Source organism: Burkholderia sp. MSMB1498, assembly GCF_001526245.1.
Taxonomy (GTDB): Bacteria; Pseudomonadota; Gammaproteobacteria; order Burkholderiales; family Burkholderiaceae; genus Burkholderia; species Burkholderia savannae.
This window is the reverse complement of the sequence record NZ_LOYJ01000054.1, coordinates 68845-94208: the sequence shown is the minus strand read 5'-3', so window position 1 is coordinate 94208 and position 25364 is coordinate 68845. Positions and strand designations below refer to the sequence as shown.

Below are 25364 nucleotides of genomic sequence, written 5' to 3'. Positions count from 1 at the left end.
ATCCCGAGAATCCCGAGAATCCCGAGAATCCCGAGAATCCCGAGAATCCCGAGAATCCCGAGAATCCCGAGAATCCTCGCCGACTTCGTCAGGCTCTCCAAGTTCCCCGAGTCCGATCGGCCGGTCGCGACTTCCGTCCCGCGACCGCTTGCCGCACGTCGAACATGGCCGCCCGGCTGTCATATTTCGCCCGCCGCGCCGACTGTCGTCATGCCGGGCCCGTTCGCGGGCAACGGCGCATCGATTCGACTACGGAGGACGGAAGCTATGAAGAAAGAAGGGATCTGGATCGGCTCGCACGTGATCGCGTTCGTATTGGGCTTCGCGCTCGGCGTGTATTCGCTGCCGCTCCTGACGGCCGAAGCCGGCGCGAGCGAAACCGAGCTGCGCCCGATCACCGGACGCGCGCTTTACACGGGCCGCTTCGAGCGCGGCCTGACGGGCGGCGATCCGCTGCACTGGACGGACGGCAAGCTGTCCGTCACGCGCACGGCGCTCGCGTTCGAGGGGCGCGTCGCGCCGGGCCCGGACTACAAGATCTACCTTGCGCCCGAATTCGTCGCGTCGAAGCAGGCGTTTCTCGCGATGAAATCGCGCGCGCTGCGGGTCGGCGAGCTGAAGACGTTCGGCGACTTCGTCGCGCCGCTCGCGGAGGGCGTCGACGTCGACGCGTATACGACCGTCGTGATCTGGTGCGAGCGGTTCTCGCAGTTCATCGGGGCGGCGCGGTATCGGTGATGCGTGCCGGTCGGGCGCCGTCGGATCGGCGCGCGGCGAAATCGCGGCGGAATAGGGATTGGGCGAGTCGATATCCTAAGAGCGCAAGAGCGCAAGAGCGCAAGAGCGCAAGTGCGCAAGTGCGCAAGTGCGCAAGTGCGCAAGAGAGGAAGAGAGGAAGAGTGCGGAAGTGCGGAAGTGCGGAAGCGCCGGTCCGCGCTGCCTTGCCCCGTCGACGGCTTGCGCCGGATCGGCGGAGCCGGGCGCTCTGCGCGCATCGAGCCTCTTTGCTCGCCGTTCAGCGTGCGCACGCTTCAATGCGCCGCTCGACGCGAGTTTCGGGGGCACGCACCTCGGCGGGCCGCGCCGTCGCCGGTCACGCTAGCCGTGCTGCCCGATTGCGATGCCGGATGCCGGCGGGCGCCATCCCCGTCGCTTGTCGTCGGCGGCGGCCGATCGTCGGTCGCTGCTCGCGGCTCGTCGCGCCGCCGCCGCCTGGCAACCGGCGAAGCGCGGCGCCGAACGAACCGTCAGCCATCGCCGTCGCGCGGCGCGGGCTTGCCGTCGTGCGGCCCGAGCGGCCGCGCGGGCCAATCGATCCAGCGGTCCGCGCGCGTCGCCTCGTACGCCTCGTTGCGCGGATAGCGAATGCGATTCTCGGCTTTCGGCCTTTCGCCGACGACGAGCAGCCGAACCTCGGCGTCTGTGTCGTTGATGAACGTGTGGCAAAGTCCGGTGCCGGCCGGGAACCCGACGGCGTCGCCGGGCGCGAGGCGGTGCAGGTGTCCGTCGAGCCAGACGTCCGGCGTGCCTTCCAGGACGAACACGAATTCCTCTTCCGCGCTTTCCGCGTGCGGATACGACGTGCGGCGGCCGGGCGGCAGCCGGCAATGATGGATGCCGATCCGCGTGATGCCGAGCTTCGCCGCGAGCGGCGCGCCGATCGCGAGCAGTTCGGTGTCGCCGCGATAGTGCGCGTCGTCTTCGTCCTCGAGTTCGGTCCAATGGCGGATGCAGTCCGGGCGGGTCAACATGGAAGGCTCCTTGTGAACGTGCGCCATCACACCATGCCGCGCCTGCCTTGTCCACGCTCGCGCGGCGGCGGTTCGGCGCGGCCACGCCGTTTGGATCGAAAGCGCTCGTCGGGCGGGCAAGAGCGTAACGCGGCTGCTCGAGTCCGTCGGCCGTATCGACCGAACTTGGCCGTGGCGAGCGGGGTGCTGCCGTCGTCGGCCGAATGTGCTCCCGATGAAGCCGATACCCGCCGAGTGCCGGCTCGACGGGCGCCGATCGACGATTTGCTCCGGCATGTTTCCCCGCTCCGTAGCGAACCTAGTTCGACCGGCGACGCACGCTTAACGCGTCAGCGCGGACTTGATCGAACGCCAGAGCGAGCGGCGAGCGGGAGACGATGACCGAAGATCGTAGTACATGCTCGAATAGTGTAGCTGGCCACGCTGGACGACGGCGTCGTGGCAGGGGGCGTGATCGAAGTACCGTGGCCTTGCCGAGGCCGGGCAGAAATGTCCGACGAGGCTTTGGCGAGTCAGCGCCGGATCGACGACGGGCGAGCCGCCGTGCGCGAGATCGGCATGCCACACGAGGATGTCGCCCTTCTTCGCGAGGAAGCGTTCGACGCCTCGCTCGCTACTGGCGGCGGAGCTGCGTAGCCAGTCGGACCATTGCTCGTGAACATCCCAGCCGTCCAGGGCGGCGTCGAAGTGCTTGCGTCCCTCGCCGAACGGCCAATCGGGCAGGCGGTGGCTGCCGGGCGCGTACATCAGTTCGCCCGAGCCTTCCTTGATGTCCTCGAGCGCGATCCAGCATGCGGCGAGTTCCATCGGGCGGTCGACGACGACATAGGCGGTGTCGCGGTGCAGGCCCTGCTGCGAACCTTGGTCGAAGCTGAGGCTTTGGAAGAGGAGCGGCGCTTCGCCGAAGATGGCCTTCAGGAAAGCGATCAGCCGCGGCGACGAAAAGAGGTCCAGCGCCTCGCTCATTGCGCCGTAGCAGTCCACGACGCGCGTGCCGAGGCGGTTCACGGGTTCGTCGAGCTTGCGCGTGTCACGCGAGCCGTGCTTTTGGTAGAACAGCTCCGGATTTCCTTCCCGGAACGAAAGGTCGATTTGCGCCTGGAACGCATCCACTGCGCTCGGATCGGCGCCGCCTTCCAGCACGATGAAGCCGTCGCGGACAAAATCCGTAATGAGACGAGCAAGCTCCGGAAAAGGCACTCTTGATTTCAATTGCTCCTGCCAGTCGGTGCGGTCGATCCACATGCCGCCGAAGTTGGAATGGTTGTCGACATGGCCCGAAGTTGTGATCATCATTGGTCTCCAAGGGACGATTTTGGTCTGAATTGGGCGCGGCAAATAATGCGATGTATCGCGACATTTTGCTTACGCGTAAATATCAATGATATTACATTCGCTGAGAGTGCGAATTACGGGAACGAGCGGGGATGTTTAGTCCAATTGGCTGCGACGCGGGATTGATCGCGTGATCGTGGCCGCAGAAAAGACCGTCCCAAACGGACTTGGGGGATCAAAATGACGAGAGGCGCGAAGCCAGGCGCTGTGCCGTTGCTGTCGTGAAGTGTAAGGAGCGGCATCGGACCGCGTGAATGAGCGCCGTGACAAGAAGCGCCGGCAATCCGCCCGAGCTTCGTTCGCGAAAGGCGAAGACTTTGCCGTATCGCGGGTGTGCGACTTGCCAATGCGTCGGCTCAGTCGGCGGTCGAGCGGTGGACGCGACACGAAGCCGATCCGCCCGACCGAGTTCGCTGGCCGCTCCGGCGCTTCTCCACGGTTTTCGCGCGCGATAGATCCGCGCACGCTCGGTGAGGAACATGGCACACGTCGCTCGCCACGGCGAGGAGCGATGCGGCGAGCCAAATTGTCCCGAGCGCGACTACCGTGCGAAACGTCGCGCGCAGGGCCGCGTTGCGTCGGGCGCGGTCGCTACCGCTTCCCCGTCACGAGCCGGGCGCAGCACGGAACGAGGCACAGCAGGACGGCCAGCATCCAGAACGCGCTTTCGAGGCCGACGCTCCGGGCGACGAAGCCCATGCCGGCCGGGCCGACCAGATGGCCTCCGTAACCGGTGATCGTGATGACCGTGACGGCCAGCGCGGAAGGCATCGCCCGCTGCGCGCCCGCACGGCGAAACAGCACGGGCACGATGTTCGACGCGCCCAGGCCGATGAACGCAAAGCCGGCCATCGCGACGCCCGCAATCGGCGCGGTCAGCAGAATCACGAACCCGGCGACTGCGAGAAGTCCGCCCCAGAACATCGTCGGCCGATCGCCAATGCGCGTCGCGATCGCATCTCCGCCGAACCGGCCGGCGGTCATCGCGATCGAGAACAGCACATAGCCCAATCCGCCCTGGGCCGCGACGACGAGCCCCTTGTCCGTGATGAGCAACGCGCTCCAGTCGAGCAGCGCGCCTTCGGCGAGAAACGTGATCGCGGCGAGGAGCGCGAGGAGCGGAACCACGCCGCGCGGCATCACGAACCGCGGCCGCTCGCCGGCCTGCGCGCCTTGCAGCAGTCTGGGGCTCGCGAAGAGGATCGCGGCGAGCATCGGCATTGCGCACAGCAAGGTGCTGGCGAACGTGCCGATGCGCATCGAGAGCAGGAACGTCATGACGCTGGAGCCGGCGGCGCCGCCGACGCTGAAGAGCGCGTGAAATCCGGACATCAGCGGCCGCGCGGCGGCGCGCTCGACTTCGACCGCATGGACGTTCATCGCCACGTCGAGCGAGCCGAGCGCCGCGCCGAACGCGAACAGCGCGACGCCGAGCGTGATCGGCCCGCTCGCGACGGTCAGCAGCGGCAGGATCGCGGCGAGCGCGACTCCGCCCGCGACGATGATCGGCTTGCTGCCGTATCGCGTGCTGAACGGGCCGGTGAGCAGCATCGAGGCCACCGAGCCGAGGCCGACGCAGAGCAGCAGCGCGCCGAGAGCGCCGTCGTTCACGCCGAGCCGCTGTTTCGCGAACGGCACGAGGGGCGCCCAGCACGCGAGCCCGAAGCCCGCCGCGAGAAAGGCGAGACGGGTGGCAAGCCGGGTAGCCGGCCGGTCGGCGGACATATCGATCGACTCCACGAAGAACGGGCGTTACGGCCGCACGGGCGGCTGCGCCTGCAACACCGACGCACCGGCTTTCGACAGCAACGCGCATTCGGCGCGCGGCAGATCGTGCTCGACGACGATGCAGCTGATCTCGTCGATCGTCGCGACACGGTGCGGCGCGCGCGCGGCGAGCTTGTCGGCCGTCGCGAGGACGACGCGGCGCTCGCTCGCGGCGACGACGGCGCGCTTGAACGCCGCATCGGCGATGCCGAATGCGCTGAGGCCGCCTTTCGGCGACAGCGCGCAAGCGCTGAGAAAGGCGTGATCGACGTTCATCCGGCTGACGCTCTGAACGGCGGCCGCGTCGACGCATCCGCCGACCGCCGGATCGACCGCGCCGCCGATCATGATCAGGTTCAGATCGGAGCGCCGCAGCACGGCGGCGGCGATGTCGATCGAGTTGGTGGCGACCGTGAGCTCGGCGTCTTCGGGCAGGAACTCGACCAGCGCGAGATTGGTGCTGCCGCTGTCGAGAAACAGCAGTTCGCCGCGCCGGATCAGCGGCGCGGCCGCGCGGGCCAGCGCCTCCTTGCGTTCGCGCGCGGCGTCGATCCTGGCCGCCATCGGCGCGGACGCCGGCGTGACGGGCAGCGCGCCGCCATAGACCCGGCGGCAGCGGCCTTCGGCGGCCAGCGCGCGAAGGTCGCGGCGTATCGCGTCTTCGGAAACGTCGAATTCGGCGGCGAGCGCCGCGGCCTGGACCGGCTGCCCGAGGGCCAGCCGGCTTGCGATGGTGTCGCGTCGCGCGAGGGGAAGTGCGTCGGTCATGCACGCAGTATAACGTGCATAAACAAGAATTAAAACGTGCAAGAACGTGCATTTCGGAATGAGCGGGCGCCGCCGCCGTCGCGCGCCGGCGTTCGGCCGGACGCGCGGCGGCGCGAATTCCCGTGGCTGCACTTCGATCCGGCGCCCGCTGCAGGCGAGCGCGGGATGCCCGCCGCCGCAACGGCGCCTGGCTAACGCGCCGCCCGCGCGGCCGTCCAGCGCCGGTAACGCCGCGTCTGGCAGGACGTGGACAACTGCTGCAGGAGCAGCGCTCTCAGCGGCGAGACGCGCGGATTCGTCACACGCCCCTCACTGAGCCGCTTCAGCTGAAACTTGACGACCGCCATGTTGGCGAGCGAGCCCAGCACCTTGTTCTTCCAGACGATCGGACGCAGCGCCGGCGCGTTGTTTCCGCCCGCCAGCCAGTCGCGCGGCAGGTTCGGATCGACGGACAGCGCGGTGGCGATGCCGACCATCGCGACGCCGCTGTCGACGACCTGCTCGGCGACCGCGCGGCGGCGAATGCCGCCCGTGACCATCAACGGCATGCGCGCGGCCGCAGCGATGTCGCGAGCGAATTCGAGGAAATAGGCTTCGCGGGCGAGTGTGCGGCCGTCGCGCGCTTGTCCCTGCATCGCCGGGGCCTCGTAGCTTCCGCCAGACAGTTCGACCAGATCGACGCCGAGCGGATTGAGCATCTCGACCACGCGCTTCGCGTCGTCGGAGCTGAAGCCGCCGCGCTGGAAATCGGCGGAGTTCAGCTTGACGGACACCGCGAACCCGGGCGATACCGCGTCGCGCACGGCGCGGACGATGTCGAGCAGCAGGCGGGCGCGGTTCTCGATGCTGCCGCCCCACCGGTCCTGGCGGCGGTTCGTGATCGGCGACAGGAACTGGCTCAGCAGGTAGCCGTGCGCGGCATGAATCTGCACGCCGGTAAAGCCGCTTCGTTCCGCCAGCCGCGCGGCCTGCACGAAGCGGCGCTGCACGCCGGCGATGTCGTCGTCCGTCATTTCCCGCGGCACCGGAAACTGCTTGGACAGCGCGCCGAGCGCCAACGGCACCGCGGACGGCGCGAGCGTGGTCTGGCCGAGCGCGGCGGCCATCTGGCGGCCGGGGTGGTTGATCTGCATCCAGATGTGCGCGCCGTGGGCGCGCGCGACTTCCGCCCAGCGCCGGAAGCGGTCGAGGTGGGCGTCGTCCTCCAGCACCACGCCGTTCGGGCCCGTCATCGCGCGGTGATCCACCATGACGTTGCCGGTCAGGATCAGGCCGGCCTTGCCCTTCGCCCATGCGTCGTACAGGCGCAAGAGCGCGTCGGACGGCGCGTGGTCCGCATCCGCCATGTTTTCTTCCATGGCCGCTTTGGCGAGACGGTTCGGAATCACCGCGCCGTTGGGGAGAACGAGGGGAGTGAAGAGCTTCATGGGGAGCACCCGCGGTTGACGACATCGTGACCTTAAGCTTAAAGTCAACTTCAATGTCAAGTGCCGGGAGGGCGCGAATGAAGATCGGCGAGCTCGCGCAGTTGAGCGGCGTGACGGCGTCGCGTATCCGGTTCTACGAGGCGAGCGGCTTGCTGCAGCCTGCGCAGCGGCAGGCGAACGGCTATCGGGAGTATGCGCCGGACGCGTTGACGCGGCTGGAGATCATCGTCGGCGCGCAATGCGCGGGTTTCTCGCTCGACGAAATCCGGGCGATTCTGCCGCCGGATCTGGACAAGTGGCCTCGCGAGGAACTGCTGCAGGCGCTGCGGCGCAAGATCGACGAAATCGAGCTGCTGGAGCGGCGTCTCGCGAGCAGCAAGCGCCAGCTTGTCGCGCTCGCCGACGAGATCGATCACAAGGCGGACGGCGAGGATTGCGCGGGCAGGGCGAAGCGCGTGCTGGACAAGATGAATCGACGGGCCGCCGAGCAATCGCCGGTGGAGCTTCGCAGCCGTCCGAAGAGAAGGCGCGCTTGACCGGCGGGGGCGCCGCACCCGTCGCACCCGCCGCGCCACGAACGACGATCCGAATCCCTCATGCGGAAGCCAGCGGCGCTTCCGTCAAGATCTGCGCGATTTGGCTTCCTTCCGGCGTGGCCCAGTCGCCCGAGGGTTGCCTGACGATCCGGCTCGGGCCGGCGAGCGCGACGCCGTGACCTTGCGTGCGGCGCCGGGCCATGCCGTCGACGATCGTGCCGGGCGGGCCGTCCGCATCGGCGACGGCGGGCACGCCGCAGCCTTCGCGCACGACGCTCAGCGCCGGGAGCGCCGGGAGCACTGTGCACACGTCGTTGGTGACGCCGGCGACGATGAACTTGGTGCGCCCGGTCGCCTTCACGGCCGCCGCGAAGCGTTCGTCGCCCATCGCGGCGACGATGCCGGCGAGCGCGGATTCGCGCCGCGTACCCGGTAGGCGGGATCGATCCGGGTTCGTTCAACGGCAGCGCCTGCGCATGTCCCTCCATGCCGGAGGTCGGCGCGGCCGGCATGCTCGGGATGCGCGCGGTCTTCGCCGGCATCGGCGAGGTGCGCTTCATGTCGCTGAACGGCATGGACTTGACTCAGCCCATGGCGCCGATCCGATGGTCGATCAGCGCAAGCGCGGCGTGCTCGCCATCGAATCGCTCGCAGCCCATGTTGAAACGCCGTTGCGCTCGGGTTGACGCGGCGTGCAGCGGCGAGCCGGCGAAAAGCATGACCTTGGCGCCGCCGTGACGCGCTTGGAGCAGGATCGCGCGACGCGCGTCCGCGGCCGGAAAGACGGGAAGCCTGAGATCGCCGAGATCGAAGTCCCGGCCGTCGACCGTCGTCGCGCCGACAATCGGCATGACGAACGCGCAATGGCCCGCCGCGACGGGCACCGCGAGCTCCGCGCCTTCGTCCAGCGAAATGTCGAGCATCGTCACGTCGGTGGGGGCGGCGAGCGGCGAGCGCGCGCCGGCGAAGCTGCCCGCCGGCACGCGCACCTCGACGCCCGGCAGCGACACGACCGGCACGTCCTGCGGTTCGAGACTCAGCGCGAACGGCGCGATCCGCCGCCGCTCGCGGGCGAGGTCGACGAAAATCCGCAGCGAATGGACGGTCTTGCCGGCCTCCGCCGGGACTTCCTCGTGCACGATGCCGCTGCCGGCCGCTGTCCAGTGCAGGCCGCCCGGCCGGATCAGGTTGCGGGTGCCGAGGGAATCGCGGTTGTCGATGCCCGTTTCGGAATCCGGAAACAGGTAGGACACCGCCGAGAAACCGGCATGGGGATGAGGCGAGAAAGTCGGCGCGCTCATCCATGCGTGGTCGACGCAGAGGAACGGATCGATCTGCGCGGCGACGCCCCGCAGGCCGTAGGCCCGGAAGTGGCCGCCGTGGTTCGCGCGCTGCGGCGGAGCAAGGATGGGCATGACGAGGGCCTCATGCGCCGCCGGCTGCGTTCAGGCTCGGATAGTCGGTATAGCCCTGCGCGGCGCCGCCGAAGAACGAGTTGCGGTCCGCCGCGTTCATCTGCGCGTTGGCCTTCAGCCGCGCGACGAAATCCGGATTCGCGAGCACCATCTGGCCGTAGGCTTCCAGATCGGCCAATCCGGACGCGACGTCGGCGCCGATCAGCTCGCGCGGGCGGCCCGGCCGATTCAGGATCAGCGTGCGTTGCCAGCGCGCGCGGAGGTCGGCGAGCAGCGGTTCGTCGCCCTGATGCATCACATGCAGGTACGCGAGGCCCAGCTCGTCGAGCTCGGCGACCAGGTGGCGGTAGAGCGCCGGCCCTTCGTCGCCTTCGTCGATACCCCACAGCGTCGTGCCGGGCGACAGGCGGATCGCCGTGCGGTCCGCGCCGATTTCGTCGGCGATCGCGGCGGCCACCTCGATGGCGAAGCGCGCGCGGTTCTCGATCGAGCCGCCGTATTCGTCGGTGCGCGTGTTCGCGCTCGGCGCGAGGAACTGCTGGATCAGGTAGGCGTTCGCGCCGTGGATTTCGACGCCGTGCGCGCCGGCCTCGATCGCGCGGCGGGCCGCGTGGCGGAATTCGTCGACGGTCCGGCGCACTTCGTCCGTGCCCAGCGCGCGCGGCACGGGAATGTCCTGCATGCCGGCAGCCGTGAACATCGGCGCGCCCGGCGCGATGGCCGAAGGCGCGACGCCCGGGCGGTGATGCGGCGTGTTGTCGGGGTGCGACATGCGCCCGGCATGCATGAGCTGGATGAAGAGATGGCCGCCCTTCGCGCGCACGGCCGACGCGATTCGTCTCCAGCCGGCGACGTGCGCATCCGTATAGACGCCCGGCGTGGCGAGGTAGCCCTGGCCGTCGTCCGAAGGCTGGGTGCCTTCGGTGACGATCAGCCCGACGCTCGCGCGCTGTGCGTAATACTCGGCGGCCAGGTCGGACGGCGTGCCGTCGAACAGCGCGCGGCTGCGGGTCATCGGCGCCATGGCCAGGCGGTTTTGCAGCGTATATCGGCCGACGCGGACGGAATCGAACAGGGTGCTCATGATGAAATCCTTGATTGGGGGAAGGGAGAAAAGAAGGGCGTCCGCCGTTACGGCGCCGCATGACGCGCGCCCGTCCGGGCGAGCAGCGCGTTCGGCGCGGCGGCGAACCCGCGGATGCGCTCGTCGGTCAGCCCCGGCGACGGCAGAATGGCGCGCCGCTTGCCGTCGAACATCGCGCCGCCGTGGCCTTCGATGTCCGGCGCGGCTTGTCGCGCTTCATGACGGCTTCCTTCGAGTTCCGACGGCGGCATCATCGCCCGCTTCCCGTTCGGGATAAATATGGTAATTTGGATATCATTGATCCATTCATGGAGCAGTTGACGTGGAGCTGCTGAACGACATGGCGTTGTTCGTCGAGGTCGTCAAGGCGAAGGGCTTTCGCAGCGCCGCGGACGCGATGGGGATGCCGAACTCGACGCTGTCGCGGCGGATCAGCGGGCTGGAGAAGGCGATCGGGCTGCGCCTGCTGCATCGCACGACGCGCAAGATCGAATTGACCGAAGCCGGACAGATCTATTTCGAGCGATGCAAGCGCATCGTCGACGAAGCGCGCCTCGCGCACGAGCAGCTCGGCGAAATGCTCGCGCAGCCGAGCGGCGTGCTGCGCGCGTCGCTGCCGGTGGATTTCGCCGTGACCTACCTGGCGCCGCTGATCGCCGAGTTCGCCGCCCTCTATCCGGGCATCACGTTCGATTTCGATCTGACGCCCAGGCGCGTCGATCTCGTCAGCGAGCCCTTCGACGTGGCGATCCGCATGGGGGAATCCGAAAGCTCGCAGCTCATTGCGCGCCCGCTGGCGTCGCTCACGCCGCATCTCTATGCGTCGCCGGGCTACCTCGAACGATCGGGCGAACCGGCAAAGCCCGCCGATCTGGCGCGGCACGAGTGCCTGGGCATCCTGAGAGCGGCCTCGTGGACGCTGCGCGACGGACGCCGAGAGACGACGGTTTCGGTGGGCGGGCGCTTCACGCTGAACAGCGTCGGGATGATCCGCCGCCTGGCGACGCTCGACATGGGCATCGTCCTGATGCCGGAGGAAGTCGTCGCCGACGAGCTGGCGAACGGGAAACTGCGCCGGATCATGCCCGGATGGCACGGCGTGCCGATGCCCGTCCATGCGATCACCGAGACTCGTCTGCTGCCCGCGAAGACACAGCGGTTCATCGAGTTTCTCCGCGAGCGGCTGGGGCGGTAGCGTGCGGTGCGTGCAGGTCCGGCCGCCGGCGCGCTGCGCGCGCCGGGCGCGGCTTGCCGACGTCGGCCCGTGGGGCCCGGGAAAACGCGGCGATCAGTGCTGCGGCACGAGCATGCGCGACAGCCATTCGCCCCGGTCGCCATTGGTTCCGGTCGATATGGCCGCGCCGAAAATGCCGCGCGCCGGATCGTCGTGCGCGTGAGCGCGCCGCCATCCCGGATCGAAGCGGCTGGCATGACCGTCCGGCCATTGGGCGACGAGCGCGCCTTCGGCATCGATTCCGGCCGTCGGAGGGCGCGGCTTGGCGATGGGCCGGAGCGCACGTCGCGGCAGATGCCCGACCGCGCGAATCAATACGCCATGTGAATCAACGGAAACGGTCTGCCGGCCGAATCGGTTTCCGAGCGCCCGACGTCCTTGAATCCGTATCGGCGATAGAAGCCGTGGGCCAGCGGATTCTGTTCGTTGACGTCGACGCTCAGGCGAGGATGCTCGGCCCTGACATGGTCGAGCAGGCGCGTCCCGACACCCTGGCCGACCAGGTCCGGATCGACGAACAGCATTTCGATTCGCGCGCCGTTCGCGCCGACGAAGCCGGCAATGCGGCCGTCGATGGCTTCGTCGATCCATACGGTGACGTTCGGCAGGTAAGTGTTCCGGACTTGCGGATATAACTCCCGGATGTCCTGTTCGCTCAGGAAGGTATGCGTCGCGCGCACCGAACGGTGCCAGATTTCCGCGAGTACGGGATTGTCCGTGGAAAATCGACTGCGAATGCTCATGGCGATAGAAAATAATTGATTGATGGCCGGTTATTTTAAGGATTTATGCATGCGTGTATATAGGAAATAAGGAAATAGCGTCAAGACGGGAGCCATTCCCCATGCGTTGCCCGGTCATTCAGTCGGCCCGGATTAATCGCGTCGGCCAATCGGGTGACGCAGCGGGTGATGATCGATATCGGGAAAATGCATGATCTCGATTCATATCGATCGACGCCGCTTATTGTGGCGCAGCGCGAATTCGCATTTCAAATCGTGGACGAGCGAGATGCAAGCGTGCCTGCCATATGCGATATGGCCGACTTTTCGTCATGGAATTTCGGCTATCGCCACGAACGATTCATTTGCAACGGGAGCCTCGGCGCAGCGCCCGTCGGCGATCCGATCGAAACGGAAAAGGCGCGACGCGGCAGGCGCGGCGGCCGGGGCGCGAGCGAAATCCCTCGGGCCGGTCCCGCACGTGCGGCGGACCGGCGCTTCGCCTACCTGCCGTTCATGCGTCTTGCGGCACGTGCCGCCGCACGCACAGCCGCGCAACGATCATCACGACGATCCACGTGACGCCGAACGACGCGAGCATGAACCCGGCATCCACGCTCACGCCGTCGAATAGCCGGCGCGCATAGATCGGCAGCGGCGCGCGATAGGCGTCGTACGACGGGGCGATCCCGGCCGCGGCGATCGCGCACGCGATCGCGTAGCGAAGACGATTGCCGATACGTGCGCGCGCGATGCGCGCGAACCCGCGCGCGAGAGCGATGAACGGCAGCCCGTAGACGGCCAGCAGCGGCGCCATCAGCACCGTAATGAGCAGATACAGCAGGAAAGTTTGCATGTCCATGGCGGGTATTCGCTTAGTGTGTCGAACGATCGGCGTGCGAGGCGACGAGCTGGACGGGGCCGGCCTGAATCGCGCCGGCGCGATTCGATCCGGCGCGGGCGAGCATTGCGCGGCTTCCCGCCGCTCGGCTCGACGCTTGCCGATCGGCCGGCAAGCGATCTGACGCGTCGCCGGCAGCGGCCGCCGCCGCGCTTGCCGTACCGCCCGCCGCCGCGCCGCCACGCTCGCCGTCCGGATACAGACAGATGAACGACGCGCGCGCGCCTTCGATCCCGTACGCGGGCAGATTCGACGAACTCGAGCACACCGCGCCGTCCTGCGTGAACGACATGTCGCGCAGCCACGTGACGCGCGTCGGCAGCGGATACGTGACGAAGGTCCGGGTGGACGGCGCGAAGCGGAAGATCCGATCGGACATGTTCGACGTGATCCACACGTCGCCCGTCTTCGGATTCACGTTCAGCGCATACGGCACTTCGTATTCGTTGTGCGCGAGAAGCGGCAGCTTGTAGGTTTCGAAGCGATGCGTGCGCGGATCGAATTTCATCAGCCCGCCGTCGTCGAACGCCGGAATCCACAGGTTGCCCTGCGGATCGAAGCGCAGCCGTCGCGGGCCGCTGAGCGGCGTGTCGAATTCGGTGACGTCGAGCGTCGCCGGATCGATGCGGCCGATCTTGTTCGCATAGAGCTTCGCGTACCAGATCGAGCCGTCGAGCGGATTCACGTCGATGCCGTACGGGAACGGGAACGCGTCGCGGCCCTGGAATGCCCACTTGTGATGCGTGAGCGCGAGGTGCAGGTTCTGCCCCGGGAACCACGCGGCCATCTTCACGACGAGCGGAAACAGATAGTGCGACACCGCGCGCCAGAACCCGCCGTCGGGCAGATGGATGATCGTGAACGTCTCGGTCTTAGGATCGAAGCGCGCGACTTCGTTCGACGCGACGATCGTGAACCAGACGATGCCCGCGCGGTCGATGCGGAGCGTGTGCGGATACAGATGCGAGTGGCCGAGCGGGTAGAGCTTGAAGCGCTTCGTCGCCGGATCGAACGACGCGAGCGTCGACGACAGCGCGTTCGTGATCCAGAACCGGCCGTCGGCCCCCTGCGCGAGGCTGTGCGGCCCGTGCTTGCCGCTGAACACGCCGATCGGCAGCTGCACGCCCGAGAATATGCCGCCCACCGGCAGATCGACGTCGGGCTCCTTCCATTCGCTGAGCTTGCCGCTCTTGCGGTCGAGCTCCCAGATCTTGTCGTGGCCTTCGTCGGCGCCGTACAGATGATCGTCGGAGCCGACGTCCGCGTCGTGGATGAACGTGAGGCCGTCGCCTGCCGCCCATTCCCGGATCTTCGCGGGCGCGAGCTGATCGTCGTACAGGTATTTCTCGACCGCCGCGACCGCGCGGCCGTCCATTCCCTCGTGCAGCGCATGCGTGATGTCCCGCGCCTGATTGTTCGTGAGGAGCGCCGCGTAGCCCTCCATCCGGCGCACCGTCGCGCCCCACGCGGCCTCGTCGCGCGGCGTGCGCGTGAGCGCATTGCCGACCTGGTGGCAGTAGTTGCACTGGCTGATGAACGCGGTCCGCGAGTCCTGGCTGGGCCACGACAGCGCGCTCAGATGCGCGGACGCGGGCAGGCTCGCGGACAGCTCGTCGGCCACCGTCTGCCGCTCGAGCGAGAAGTCGAGCGTCTTGCGCGCGCCGGACGCAAGCGCGAGGCTCTGCGCCGTATCCTTGAAGTACGGCGTGCGGGCGCGTACGCGCAGCTCGCCCGCGAAGTCGACGGCGATGCCGTAGTGGCCGTTGCGGTCGGTGTAGACGGTGTCGCGGCGCGTCTGCGCCGCGTCGAACACGGTGACCATCGCGCCCGGCAGCGGCTTGCCGTCCGACGAGACGGTGCCCGTCAGCGTGCCCGCCGCGGCGCCGAGGCTCACGGCCTGCGCGCCGAGCAGCAACAGCGGCGCAACCCGTTTCAAGCGAATGTCGATCATGGGTGATGTGGTGTAGGCAAAGAAAATCGATGAATGGGTGGAACCGTGCGGGCGGCGGCGAACGAGGCGGGCGATCGAGGGGCGCTCAAGTCGTCTTTTTCGCGCCCCAGTTGCCGCCGTGCGCGGCCGCCTGCGTGGCGGGCGAGCGCGCGAGATAGTCGAGCGCGAGCTCGGTCGAGCCTTCGCCGTGCGGCGTGTACGCGGGGTTGAAGTAGCGCAGCGCGGCGCCGATCGTCTTCCAGAACGACGGCAGGTGCGCGCGCCGCGAGCCGCGCTTCCACGCGCGCACGAAACCGGGATAGCGGCCGGCCTGCGGATCGCGCGTGTACATGAACTTCGAGCCCATCGACACGAACAGGATCAGCAGCACGATCGCGAGCAGCATGTGGAACGCGCGGCCGAAGTAGCCGCCGCCCATGTAGCGATGCAGGTCGAACGCGACGGTGCCGTGCTCGACTTCCTCCGCGCCGTGCCAGCGCAACAGGTCGAGCATCGCCGGATCGGCCTGCGCTTCGTCGAGCTCGCGCGCGTTCAGCACCCAGCGGCCGAGGTACGCGAAGAAATGCTCGAGCGCGGCGATGATGCCGAGCTGCTGGCGCAGCCAGAAGCGCGTGCCGCCGATCTTCAGGCCGAGCGGCGTCTCGCCGAGCACCTTGCTGAAGAGCCAGGTCAGGCGTTTCGTGTACGGCTGCGTGTCGACGCCGTGCCGCGCGTAGCACTGCTTCGCAACCGCGTGATGCGAGCGCGAATGCACCGCCTCCTGGCGCAGGAAGCCGTCGGCGTCCGCGTGCAGCGCCGGGTCGTCGATGAGCGGCAGCGCCTTGTTGTACACGCGGCAGAACCACAGCTCGCCTTCCGGGAACAGCAGGTTCAGCGTGTCGATGATGTGCGTGCTCTCGGGGTCGCCCGGAATCCACTGAAGCGGCGTCGCGCTGAAATCGAACTTGACGTGACGCGCCTTGATCTGATGGTGCTTGCCGACTGCCATGTGTGCCTCCCTGTGGTTTGAATTCATCGGACGGCGTGCGGCCGTCCCGTATCGCGTGTGGCTGGAGAATGCGGGGCCGCGCGGGCGCGGCGGCCGGCGCCGCGCGGGGCGTCGAGGCGTCGAGGCGTCGCGTGGCCGGATGCGGCCGTCGCGCGCGCCGCCGCGGCGTCCGCGTCGTTCGCGGCATCGGCGTGGCGTTCGCGGCGCCCGGCGACGTCCGCGGCGCGGATCGTCTTCGTCGTGTTCGCCGCGTGTCGCATGACGCGTTCCATCGCGCGTTCCTCGCGCATCCGCTCATGCCGCGTACTCGAGCGCGGCATGAGCGGCCGTTTGCCGGCGCCGCCAGCGGCGCACGTGCGGCAGATCGTCGTCGAGCCAGTACGCATCGTCGGCGGTGACGACGAGCAGCTCCTCGAACTTCGCGCCGACGCCCGCGAACCCGAGATGCGGCTCGACCGCCCAGAGTCCGGGCGTCGGCGCGTGCTCGGAGCGGCGCTCGGCCGACCAGAGCGGCGACCAGCCTTGCGCGCGGCCCGCGCGCATCTGCTTCGCGACGAGGTTCAGCGCGAAGTCGACGCCGAAGCGCGCGACGAAGCGCGGCTTGCCGCCGGTGGCGATCCGCTCGATCCGGTGCGCGAGCACGTGAAACGGATACGCCTTGTGGCGCGGCTCGACGCCCTGGCGGCGGCAGAGCGCGTCGACTTCGCGCGCGACGTCGGCGAGCGTGCGGCGCGCGTTGACGAGCGTCACGATCAGCTCGCGATGCGCGATCAGATCGTCCTGGATCTGCGCGAGAATCGGGTTCTCGCCAAGGCAGGTCGTGTAGCCGACGTCCGCGACGAAGCCGTCGACGACGGGCGCGATGTCGAGGATCACCGGCATGCCCGGCTCGAGGCGGCGATCGCTCGGGAAGAACGCCGGATTGAAGCCCGCGAGGTGCGTGAGGCCGGAGAAGCCCGCGAATGCGGTGCGTTCGCCGAACCACGCGAACGGCTTGTGCCCCCAGTTGCGCACGCCGTGGTCCTGTGCCCATTCGGTCAGGAGGCGCACCGCGGTTCTCTCGGTGATGCCGGGGTAGAGCATGCCGCCGACGGTTTCGACGCAGCGATACGCGAGCTGCTGCAGCGCGCGGAACGATTCGAGCTCGTCCGCGCGGACTTCGGGCAGCGGGTGGTCGGCCATGATCGATTGCCTCCTAGTCGACGCCGGTTCGCATCGGCGACGCCGTCGCGGCGTCCGCCGGGATTCACCGGCAACCATTACATTGAACGATGTAACGATGATAATCGCTTGATCGGCGAGCACCAGCCGTTTCGCGTGGGGATTTTCCCTGATGCGGCGATGGGAATATCCGGGGCTTTGGAAATGCCGGAGAAGAGGGCGTGTCGCGCGCTGTTTGATTGCCGGTCGGAAAGCAATATGGGTAGGGCATTCAGACGAATCGTCATGGTTCGATTTCGAACGGATTCGGTGAAGTGCGACGGATGGTCGCGGCAATGGCGGTGAAACTCTTTTTCTGAATGCTTTCCAACAGAACGAGTTTTGATTCGCTATGAACCGAATGAAACTTGATTTGAATCAAGGACGGGATGACTAATTCGGATTAAGCGGCGATCCGAATTCATTCGACGAGGCGATGGCGGCCGTCCGCAGAATGTTCGTGGTGCCGGCCCATCGGAGTCAGAGTCAGAGTCAGAGTCAGAGTCAGAGTCAGAGTCAGAGTCAGAGTCAGAGTCAGAGTCAGAGCGGCGGCCGGCGCGACAGGCGACATCCGCGCGCAGCCGCGCCGCAAGGCGATGCGGGGCCGATTCATTCTGCGCGCCGCATGTGTGCAGTGTGCGCGCGCACGCTCGGGCGCGAATCCCGCTGCAAGGCCGGAGGCCGGCAAGCGCGCCGCCGGCCGGGCCGCTCGCCCGACCCGGCGCGCCGCTGCGGCCGCCCGCCGCGTTCTCGGATCGCTGCCCCCGGCAAATTTTGGTCAGTTCGCACATTTGCCGCCGCGATCCCTTATCCTTGAAGCCTTACGAAAACGTTACATCGAATGGAGCACGGATGCCTCATGACGTCAGCCTGATTGCACTGCTCGCGGCCGGTTTCGGTCTCGCGATGATCCTCGGTTACTTCGCGTCGCTGCTGAAGATGCCGCCGCTCGTCGGCTATTTGCTCGCCGGCATCGTGATCGGCCCCGGAACGCCCGGCTTCGTCGGCGATCTCGCGCTCGCGCAGCAACTCGCCGAAATCGGCGTGATGCTGCTGATGTTCGGCGTCGGCCTGCATTTCTCGCTCGGCGATCTGCTCGCCGTGCGCAAGATCGCGCTGCCGGGCGCGATCGTCCAGATCGCGGTCGCGACGGCGCTCGGCGCCGGGCTCGCGCTGCTGTGGGGCTGGAACGTCGGCGGCGCGCTCGTGTTCGGCCTCGCGCTGTCGGTTGCGAGCACGGTCGTGCTGCTGCGCGCGCTCGAAGGGCGCGGGCTCGTCGAATCGGTCAACGGGCGGATCGCGGTGGGCTGGCTTGTCGTCGAGGATCTCGTGATGGTGCTCGTGCTCGTGCTGCTGCCGCCGCTCGCCGCGCTCCTCGGCGGCGGCCCTCAGGCGCACGGCGATGCGGCCGCGCAGGCGGCCGAGGCGGGCGGCAGTCTCTGGAGCGCGCTCGGCGTCACGCTGCTGAAGGTCGCGGCGTTCATCGCGCTGATGCTCGTGGTCGGCAAGCGCGTGTTTCCGCGCATCCTGTGGCTCGTCGCGCGCACCGGCTCGCGCGAGCTGTTCACGCTGTGCATGATCGCGGCGGCGGTCGGCGTCGCGTTCGGCGCGGCGAAGCTGTTCGACGTGTCGTTCGCGCTCGGCGCGTTCTTCGCCGGAATGATGATGCGCGAATCGGAGTTCAGCCGCCGCGCCGCCGACGAAACGCTGCCGCTGCGCGACGCGTTCTCGGTGCTCTTCTTCATCTCGGTCGGCATGCTGTTCGACCCGCGCGTGCTGATCGACGAGCCGCTGCACGTGCTCGAAGTCGCGGCGATCGTCGTGGTCGGCAAGACGCTCGCGGCGGTGGCGCTCGTGCTCGCGTTCCGCTACCCGCTGAACACGGCGCTCACGGTCGGCGCGGGCCTGGCGCAGATCGGCGAGTTCTCGTTCATCCTCGCGAGCCTCGGGCGCGGGCTCGGGCTGCTGTCGGCCGAAGGGCAGAGCCTGATTCTCGCGGTCGCGCTGCTGTCGATCGCGCTCAACACGCTGCTGTTCGCGGCGATCGATCCGGCGCTCGCGTGGATTCGCCGGCACTCGGCGTTCGCGCGCCGGCTCGAGTCGCGCGACGATCCGCTCGCCGCGCTGCCGATGTCGACGCCGCAGACGCATCTGACCGGGCAGGTCGTGATCGTGGGCTACGGGCGCGTCGGCACGCGGATCGCGCAGGCGCTCGACGCGCGCGGGATCGCGTACGTCGTCGTCGAGCAGAATCGCGAGACGGTCGAGAAGCTGCGCGTGGACGGCGTCGCGGCGGTGTCGGGCGACGCGATCGAGCCGATCGTGCTCGTGCAGGCGCACATCGCGCGCGCGGGGATGCTCGTCGTCACGCTGCCGGACGTGTTCGACGTGCGGCAGATCGTCGACATCTCGCGCACGCTGAATCCGGCGATCGAGATCGCGCTCTGCACGAACAGCGACGACGAGGCGGCGCTGCTCGCGAACGAAGGGATGGGCGACGTGTTCGTCGGCGAGACCGAGCTCGCGCGCGGGATGACCGAGCACGTGCTTGCGCGGATGGGCGCGGATGCGGGCAGGGTGCGGCCGGCGGCCGCGCATTGATCGTTGGACGGACGCGCGCGCCGGGCGCGTGCGCGCGTTCGGTTCGTTTGGTTCGTCCGGTTCGTTTGGCGCGGGCGTGGCGGCGAAGGCGGCGCGCCGGAGAGCACGCCTTGTTCGGGAAAGCGCCGGAACGGCGGGCGGTTGTCGTCGGTCAGGAGACCGGCGGCGACGGTGCTCTTGTCGCCGCGAAACGCGATGTTCGACGGCGCGATGAACGGCAAATGCCTGCGCGGCCAGCGAAACTTGAATTCGCACGAGTTCGGAAATTCCATCGCCGCGCTCGTCAACAGGACCTCGAATCGGGCGGTGTCTCGAAGGAGCGGCCTTCGGCGACGGCCGCCTCCATCATCTGCGCATGCCCCGGCGCGACGAAGTTCGCGGGATCGCGCCCAGCGCATGCTTGCCGTGACGGTTCGCAACGATGCGTCGCCCGATATGCCATGCGGGCCGCGCGGAAAACGCATCGGCGCCGTGATCACGGCGGCGTCCGCGTCGACCGCGATTCGAATCATCCGGCGCGTCTGCGGTCACGCCGGACGTTCCGGCGGTTCGCACGCGCGGCGCGAACGCATCGTTCGCCGCACGTCAATAGAACGATTCGAGCGTCAGTTCCTGCGCCATCACCCGATTGCCGGCGAGCAGCCCGCCGTCGACGGGCAGCGTGACGCCCGTGATCGCGCGCGCCGCGTCCGACGACAGGAAAAAAGCCGCGTTCGCGACGTCGTCGGGCGTCGCGAAGTCTTCGAGCGGATACCACTTCTTCAGTTGCTCGAACACCTGCGGGTTCTGCCGCACGCGCGCTTCCCATGCGGGCGTCTTCACGGTGCCCGGACAGACGATGTTCGCGCGCACGCCGTCTCGCCCGTATTCGATCGCGAGCGACTTCGCATAGCTGATGAGTCCCGCCTTCGCCGCGCTGTACGCCGGATGGCCGAGCGCGACGACGCCGTTCACCGAGCCGACGATCGTGATCGCGCCGCGCCGGCGCGCGCGCATCCCGGCGAGCGCCGCCTCGACGCTCACGTAGGTCGCGGTCAGGTTCGCGTCGAGATCCGTGCGCCACGACGCGCTCGTCGTCGTGCGCAGCGTCGCCGACGCGGCGGTGCCCGCATTCGCGACGAGCACGTCGACGCGCTCGCTCGCGAGCGCGGCCGCGAGGCGCTCGGCGTCGGTCAGGTCGTCGACGACGGGCGCGACGGCGGCGCCGCCGAGCGTGTCGACGAACGCGGCGAGCGCCGCGCGGTCGCGGTCGAGCGCGAGCACGCGGTCGCCCGCGGCGAGAAAGCGGCGCACGAGCGCCTGTCCGATGCCGCCCGCGGCGCCCGTGATCAACGTGGTGCGTGTCGTCATGCGTATTCCTCCGATTCGAAGCGGACTGTCGACGCCGCCCGCCGCGCGGCGCCGCTCACAGCCCGAGTTGCGCGCGCGCCGTTTTCTCGTTCGCGCGCGTGATCAGCGTGCCGGACGTCAGCACGAGCGGCGGCGGCGTCCGGTTCCGGGTGATCCAGTCGTACATGTTGATCGACGTGTCGTAGCCGTGCTGTCGCGGATTCAGCAGGATCGAGCCGAAAAAGCCCGTCGGCTTCGGTTTCGCGAACTCGTTCATCGCGACCTGGCTGCCGTTGATGCCGACCGCGATCATGTTGTCCGCGCCGATGCCGCGACCTTCGCCCGCGCGCACCGCGCCGACTGTCGTGTCGTCATTCGATCCGAATGCAACCCAGCGCTTGAAGTTCCGATGCTTGGTGAACGCGATGTTCGCGGCGTTGAACGCGCCTTCGGTGTCGGCCGTCATCTCGGGCGCGTCGACGACGTTCGCGGCCGGGAAGCCGGCTGCCTTCAGCGCGTCGACGGCGCCCGCCGTGCGCTCGCGCGCGGTCGGCAACTGGTCGTACGCGAGCCGCAGCACGCCGACCTCGGCCGGATTCCAGCCGCGCCGCTTCGCCTCGGCGGCGAGCGCGTCGCCGACCTGCCGGCCGATCTTGTACGCGGAGATGCCCATGTGCGGCACGCCCGCCAGCGTCGCGCCGCGGCCGTCGACGAGCTGGTCGTCGACCGACATCAGCTTCATCCCGTAGCGCTTGGCCTTCGCGGCGATGCCCGGGCCGAGCTTCACGTCCGGCGCGCAGATGATCACGCCTTGCGCCTTTTGCGCGGCGAGGCTATCGAGCGCGGTCGACACTTTCTCGCCGCTCGGCGCGGCGATCTTCACGAGCGTGAACTGCTTGTCCTTCGCCGCTTGCTCGGCGAAGCGCCATTCGTCCTGAAACCAAGGGTCGTCGGGCTGCTTGACGACGAAGCCGATCTTCACCGGCGCGGCGCCTTGCGCATGCGCGAGGCCCGCCGCCGACAGGCCGGCGGCGACGCTCGCGCAGACGAGGGCGGCTCTGGACCAACGCGATCCCATAAGCGTCTCCTTCGTGCTCCGTTTTGAATGGATGCGGCCTTGCGAGCCGCGCACGGCATGCATGTCGTGCGGCAGATTGTAGGCGGCGGGAAAGCGGGCTTCCAAATAATGCGAGGTGATCCTAAAGAATGGGACCGCCGGGGGATGGGGGGGTTGTTCGTGCAAGTGCCGGTTGCGGGATGCGGCCGCGCGGATGGCGACGAAGCTCAGCGAAGTAGGAAGCCGCAATGACATCGGCGCGCCGCGGCGCAGGCACGATGATGCGACCGGTGTGTTCGCGGTGCGGAGCGACGTCCCGACGTCCGGAATCGGGCATGAAGCATTCGATCGCCGAGATTCGACGCGGGCCGCGCGTGGGCGGGCACGGAAAAGATGAGGGCCGTCCGAGCGGCGCGACGTATCGAAGCGCCCAGGCTCGACGTGAGCGGGCGAAGCGCCGCTCGGCGGCAAACATCCGGCGATGAAGCGCCGGCGGCGGGCAGACTCGAATCGGCAAGCCGATCAGTCGTAAAGCGCCGCGCGACGAACGCGATGCAAACGCCGACGTGCCCAACTCGTGATGCGACGCCGTTGCCAACCGCGGCGCAAACGCGCGATCGCTTGCCCGCGCCGCAGTGCGTGCATCGACTCAAGTTCTTGCGTTCGCTTGAGCCGGAGCCTGCGCCTGCGCCCGAGGCTGCGCTTGCGCTTGCGCCTTCGCCGGAGCCTGCGCCTTCGCGCCGCCCGTCGCCGGCTTGCCGGCCGCGACGGGCGCGTCCGGCGGCACGCCGAGCAGTTGCAGCGAGCCGCTCATCACCGACGAGAACACCGGCCCCGCCACCGTGCCGCCGTAATAGCTCTTCGCGGCGGGCTCGTCGATCATCACGGCGACGATGAGGCGCGGATCGCTCATCGGCGCCATTCCCGCGAAGAGCGCGCGGTACTTCCCCTTCGCGTACGACGCGCCCACCTGCTTGCGCGCGGTGCCGGTCTTGCCGCCGATGCGATAGCCGTCGACGCGCGCGGCGCGCCCGGTGCCGCCCTGGCCGACCGCCATCTCGAGCATCGAGCGGATCGCGGCCGCGGTGGCCGGCGTCGTCACGCGATGGCCGCGGTGCGCGTCGGCGAAGTGCGGATCGGCCGTCGTCCTGAGCAGCGACACGGGATGGATCGTGCCGTCGCCCGCGTACGCGGTATAGACCTGCGCGATCTGCAGCAGCGACGTCGACAGCCCGTAGCCGTACGCCATCGTCGCCTGCTCGATCGGCCGCCAGCGCTTGTACGGGCGCAGCCGCCCGGACGCGACGCCGGGAAACGTCAGCTCCGGCGCGCGGCCGATTCCGTATTCCTGGTACTTGTTCCAGATCGTCTCGGCGGGCAGGTGGAGCGCGAGCTTCGCGAGCGCGATGTTGCTCGACATCTGCAGCGCCTGCGCGACCGTGATCGCGCCGTGGTTCGACGTGTCGTGAATCACGTTCGGGCCGATCTTGTACGAGCCGGGGGACGTGTCGATGATCGTCTGCGGCCGCACCTTGCCCGCGTCGATCGACAGCGCGACGACGAGCGGCTTGATCGTCGAGCCCGGCTCGAACGTGTCGATCACCGCGCGGTTGCGCAACTGCTGGCCCGTGAGGCGCGAGCGGTCGTTCGGATCGAACGTCGGATAGTTCGCGAGCGCGAGGATTTCGCCGTTCTGCGCATCGAGCACGACGACGCTGCCCGCCTGCGCGTTGTTGGCGGTGATCGCGGATTTCAGCTGCGCGTACGCGAGCTGCTGAATCCGCCGGTCGACCGTGAGCTCGATCGTCGCGCCGTGCTGCGCGGGCACGAGCGGCCCGGTGTCGGAGATGATCCGGCCGAGCCGGTCGCGGATCACCTGGCGCTGGCCCGCGGTGCCGGACAGCCGCCCGTTCGCGGCGAGCTCGACGCCTTCCTGGCCCTGATCCTCGACGTTCGTGAAGCCGACGACGTGCGCGGCCGATTCGCCCTCCGGGTAGAAGCGCTTCGAATCGGCGATCTGCGTGAGCCCGTCGACGTCGAGCTTCTCGATCCGGGCGGCCGTTTCGGGATCGACCTGGCGCTTGAGCAGCACGAACGAGCGGTCGCTCCTCAGGCGCCGCCGCACTTCGGCGAGCGGCAGGTCGAGCAGCTTCGCGAGCGGCGCGTAAGCCGTCTCGTCGACCTGCTTCGGATTCGCCCAGATCTCGTAGGTCGTCAGGCTGACGGCGAGGAGCGCGCCGTTGCGGTCGACGATGCTGCCGCGCATCGCGCCGAGCTCGATCGTGCGCTGATAGCGTTTCTGGCCCTGGCCGACGTAGAAATCCTGGTTCGCGATCTGCACCCAGAATGCGCGGGCGATCAGCGTGCCGAACGCGAGGAACACGAGGATCACGACGAATTTCGAGCGCCACATCGGCAGGCTCGCCGACAGCATCGGGCTTTTCGCGACGGCGACGTAAGGATCGGACGACTTCGGTTTTTTCTTCAGGCGCATGGGCTGGCTATCGCTGGGCGGGACCGCGGATCGCGTCCCGAAGATGGAATTGTAATGAATGAGTAATGATTTCGTCTGGATTGGCTGCCAAATCATTGAAAAATCTGACAAATGTGGAAGAAGGGCGCGGGGCGCGCGGAACCGGTGCGAGCGGCGAAAGAGAGCGCTACGAGACGTGACGTGCGCGACGCGTGCGCTCGCGGTTGCGCGCGAGCGCGATCGGCGAACGAATCGACGCGTCGGCGCGGCGCTGGATTGACGGTGTTGCCCGGCGAAAGCGGACGGTGGCCGGCGAGGCGTTGCGAATGCGCTTGCCTTGCGCGCCGAGGATGGAAGCCATCGGGCGGTGGGAGGCCGTCGGCGCTAGACGCGCGGCGATCGGCGGATGCGACGAGGCGTGCGATACGTCAGCGGGCGTGGGGACGTCGGTCGAATGGAATGGATCGCCCGCGCATGTGGTCGATTCGGCGTTCGGCCGACGGAATCGCCGAACGGAATCGGCCGGAGGAGCGAGCCGGCGCCCCGAAACCGAAAGCGATCGGCGGATGCGGCGACGGGCGCGATGCGCGAGCTCGAATGCGTCTGCCGCGACGTGTCTGGGCGTCGGCGTGCGCGGGCCGGCCCCCGGTGTCGGTCCGGCGGGATCGCGCGCTGAGCGAGCCGGCGGCGCGAAGCGTCGAGAGGGCGACGTATGCGGCGGGGGGCGTCATGCGCGGGCACGGACAAGTCAGCCGAAGAGAAAGGGGCGTTCGAACGCTGGGCGAAACGGCGTCCGGCGAGCGGAAACGGCCGATTGGCGGAAAG

At 68.3% G+C, this 25364-nt stretch carries 22 protein-coding genes and 1 pseudogene; 4 read left to right on the top strand and 19 right to left on the bottom strand.

The features are described from left to right. The first annotated feature begins 267 nt into the window (after window positions 1-267). Window positions 268-738 carry a DM13 domain-containing protein gene (locus WS91_RS10215; protein ID WP_038745489.1) on the top strand — a complete coding sequence of 157 codons (471 nt, stop codon included), beginning with the start codon at window positions 268-270 and terminating at the stop codon, window positions 736-738. A 509-nt stretch (window positions 739-1247) separates the two neighbouring features. On the opposite strand, the gene WS91_RS10210 is transcribed toward WS91_RS10215, so the two are convergent. The 5 genes from WS91_RS10210 to WS91_RS10190 all read right to left on the bottom strand — a co-directional run bounded on the left by WS91_RS10210 (window position 1248) and on the right by WS91_RS10190 (window position 7048). Continuing rightward, window positions 1248-1748 carry a cupin domain-containing protein gene (locus WS91_RS10210; RefSeq protein WP_059647077.1) on the bottom strand — a complete coding sequence of 167 codons (501 nt, stop codon included), beginning with the start codon at window positions 1746-1748 and terminating at the stop codon, window positions 1248-1250. Window positions 1749-2072: 324 nt separating this feature from the next. Next, window positions 2073-3047, bottom strand: coding sequence for a phytanoyl-CoA dioxygenase family protein (locus WS91_RS10205; protein WP_059670218.1), 975 nt, complete (start codon window positions 3045-3047; stop codon window positions 2073-2075). Window positions 3048-3677: 630 nt separating this feature from the next. Continuing rightward, on the bottom strand, window positions 3678-4811 hold the full coding sequence (locus WS91_RS10200; RefSeq protein WP_059670216.1) for an MFS transporter: 1134 nt from the start codon (window positions 4809-4811) through the stop codon (window positions 3678-3680). Between the two features lie 27 nt (window positions 4812-4838). Next, entirely contained in the window at window positions 4839-5621 is a 783-nt protein-coding gene (locus WS91_RS10195; RefSeq protein WP_059670214.1) for a DeoR/GlpR family DNA-binding transcription regulator, read from the bottom strand. 191 nt (window positions 5622-5812) lie between these two features. Then, entirely contained in the window at window positions 5813-7048 is a 1236-nt protein-coding gene (locus tag WS91_RS10190; protein WP_059582034.1) for an NADH:flavin oxidoreductase/NADH oxidase family protein, read from the bottom strand. Between the two features lie 77 nt (window positions 7049-7125). Here WS91_RS10190 and WS91_RS10185 point away from each other — a divergent pair, with 77 nt between their 5' ends. Beyond that, on the top strand, window positions 7126-7584 hold the full coding sequence (locus WS91_RS10185; protein WP_059670212.1) for a MerR family transcriptional regulator: 459 nt from the start codon (window positions 7126-7128) through the stop codon (window positions 7582-7584). Window positions 7585-7642: 58 nt separating this feature from the next. On the opposite strand, the gene WS91_RS37270 is transcribed toward WS91_RS10185, so the two are convergent. The 4 genes from WS91_RS37270 to WS91_RS10165 form a co-directional block, all read right to left on the bottom strand. Further along, window positions 7643-7972 (bottom strand): hypothetical protein, encoded by a 330-nt coding sequence (locus WS91_RS37270; protein WP_082758143.1) that lies wholly within the window; start codon window positions 7970-7972, stop codon window positions 7643-7645. 196 nt (window positions 7973-8168) lie between these two features. Then, complete coding sequence (locus tag WS91_RS10175) at window positions 8169-8999, bottom strand: pirin family protein (protein WP_082758142.1); 831 nt, start codon at window positions 8997-8999, stop codon at window positions 8169-8171. Between the two features lie 10 nt (window positions 9000-9009). Next, window positions 9010-10083, bottom strand: a complete 1074-nt coding sequence (locus tag WS91_RS10170; RefSeq protein ID WP_038745471.1) for an alkene reductase — start codon at window positions 10081-10083, stop codon at window positions 9010-9012. A gap of 47 nt (window positions 10084-10130) precedes the next feature. Continuing rightward, a complete protein-coding gene (locus tag WS91_RS10165; protein WP_331458218.1) occupies window positions 10131-10256 on the bottom strand; it encodes a hypothetical protein in 126 nt (41 codons plus the stop codon). A 149-nt stretch (window positions 10257-10405) separates the two neighbouring features. Here WS91_RS10165 and WS91_RS10160 point away from each other — a divergent pair, with 149 nt between their 5' ends. Next, window positions 10406-11278 carry a LysR family transcriptional regulator gene (locus WS91_RS10160; protein WP_197422231.1) on the top strand — a complete coding sequence of 291 codons (873 nt, stop codon included), beginning with the start codon at window positions 10406-10408 and terminating at the stop codon, window positions 11276-11278. Window positions 11279-11371: 93 nt separating this feature from the next. Here WS91_RS10160 and WS91_RS10155 read toward each other — a convergent pair whose 3' ends face one another. The 6 genes from WS91_RS10155 to WS91_RS10125 all read right to left on the bottom strand — a co-directional run bounded on the left by WS91_RS10155 (window position 11372) and on the right by WS91_RS10125 (window position 17061). Next, window positions 11372-11632: a hypothetical protein gene (locus WS91_RS10155; RefSeq protein ID WP_059670209.1), complete on the bottom strand. Its 261-nt coding sequence runs from the start codon at window positions 11630-11632 to the stop codon at window positions 11372-11374. Beyond that, window positions 11629-12060, bottom strand: a complete 432-nt coding sequence (locus WS91_RS10150) for an acetyltransferase (RefSeq protein WP_038745466.1) — start codon at window positions 12058-12060, stop codon at window positions 11629-11631. The genes WS91_RS10155 and WS91_RS10150 overlap by 4 nt, the downstream gene beginning before the upstream one ends. A gap of 493 nt (window positions 12061-12553) precedes the next feature. Then, window positions 12554-12901 (bottom strand): hypothetical protein, encoded by a 348-nt coding sequence (locus WS91_RS10145; protein WP_038745463.1) that lies wholly within the window; start codon window positions 12899-12901, stop codon window positions 12554-12556. Between the two features lie 13 nt (window positions 12902-12914). After that, window positions 12915-14891: a carboxypeptidase regulatory-like domain-containing protein gene (locus tag WS91_RS10140; protein WP_059670207.1), complete on the bottom strand. Its 1977-nt coding sequence runs from the start codon at window positions 14889-14891 to the stop codon at window positions 12915-12917. Window positions 14892-14976: 85 nt separating this feature from the next. Next, complete coding sequence (locus tag WS91_RS10135) at window positions 14977-15879, bottom strand: metal-dependent hydrolase (RefSeq protein WP_059582022.1); 903 nt, start codon at window positions 15877-15879, stop codon at window positions 14977-14979. 294 nt (window positions 15880-16173) lie between these two features. Then, the gene (locus tag WS91_RS10125) at window positions 16174-17061 is read right to left on the bottom strand and encodes a M24 family metallopeptidase (RefSeq protein ID WP_038745457.1); all 888 of its coding nucleotides are present in this window, start codon (window positions 17059-17061) and stop codon (window positions 16174-16176) included. A gap of 870 nt (window positions 17062-17931) precedes the next feature. Between WS91_RS10125 and WS91_RS10120 the strand changes: the two genes are divergently transcribed. Then, window positions 17932-19680, top strand: a complete 1749-nt coding sequence (locus WS91_RS10120) for a cation:proton antiporter domain-containing protein (RefSeq protein ID WP_038745455.1) — start codon at window positions 17932-17934, stop codon at window positions 19678-19680. 101 nt (window positions 19681-19781) lie between these two features. On the opposite strand, the pseudogene WS91_RS38140 reads toward WS91_RS10120, so the two are convergent. From WS91_RS38140 to WS91_RS10105, 4 genes and pseudogenes are all read right to left on the bottom strand, one after another. After that, window positions 19782-20078, bottom strand: a pseudogene (locus WS91_RS38140) (5' nucleotidase, NT5C type); the annotation flags it as partial. A 187-nt stretch (window positions 20079-20265) separates the two neighbouring features. After that, window positions 20266-21036, bottom strand: a complete 771-nt coding sequence (locus tag WS91_RS10115; protein WP_059647049.1) for an SDR family oxidoreductase — start codon at window positions 21034-21036, stop codon at window positions 20266-20268. Window positions 21037-21085: 49 nt separating this feature from the next. After that, window positions 21086-22087 (bottom strand): arabinose ABC transporter substrate-binding protein, encoded by a 1002-nt coding sequence (locus WS91_RS10110; RefSeq protein WP_059670220.1) that lies wholly within the window; start codon window positions 22085-22087, stop codon window positions 21086-21088. Between the two features lie 628 nt (window positions 22088-22715). Beyond that, complete coding sequence (locus WS91_RS10105) at window positions 22716-24560, bottom strand: peptidoglycan D,D-transpeptidase FtsI family protein (protein WP_059582010.1); 1845 nt, start codon at window positions 24558-24560, stop codon at window positions 22716-22718. Between the last annotated feature and the right edge of the window lie 804 nt (window positions 24561-25364).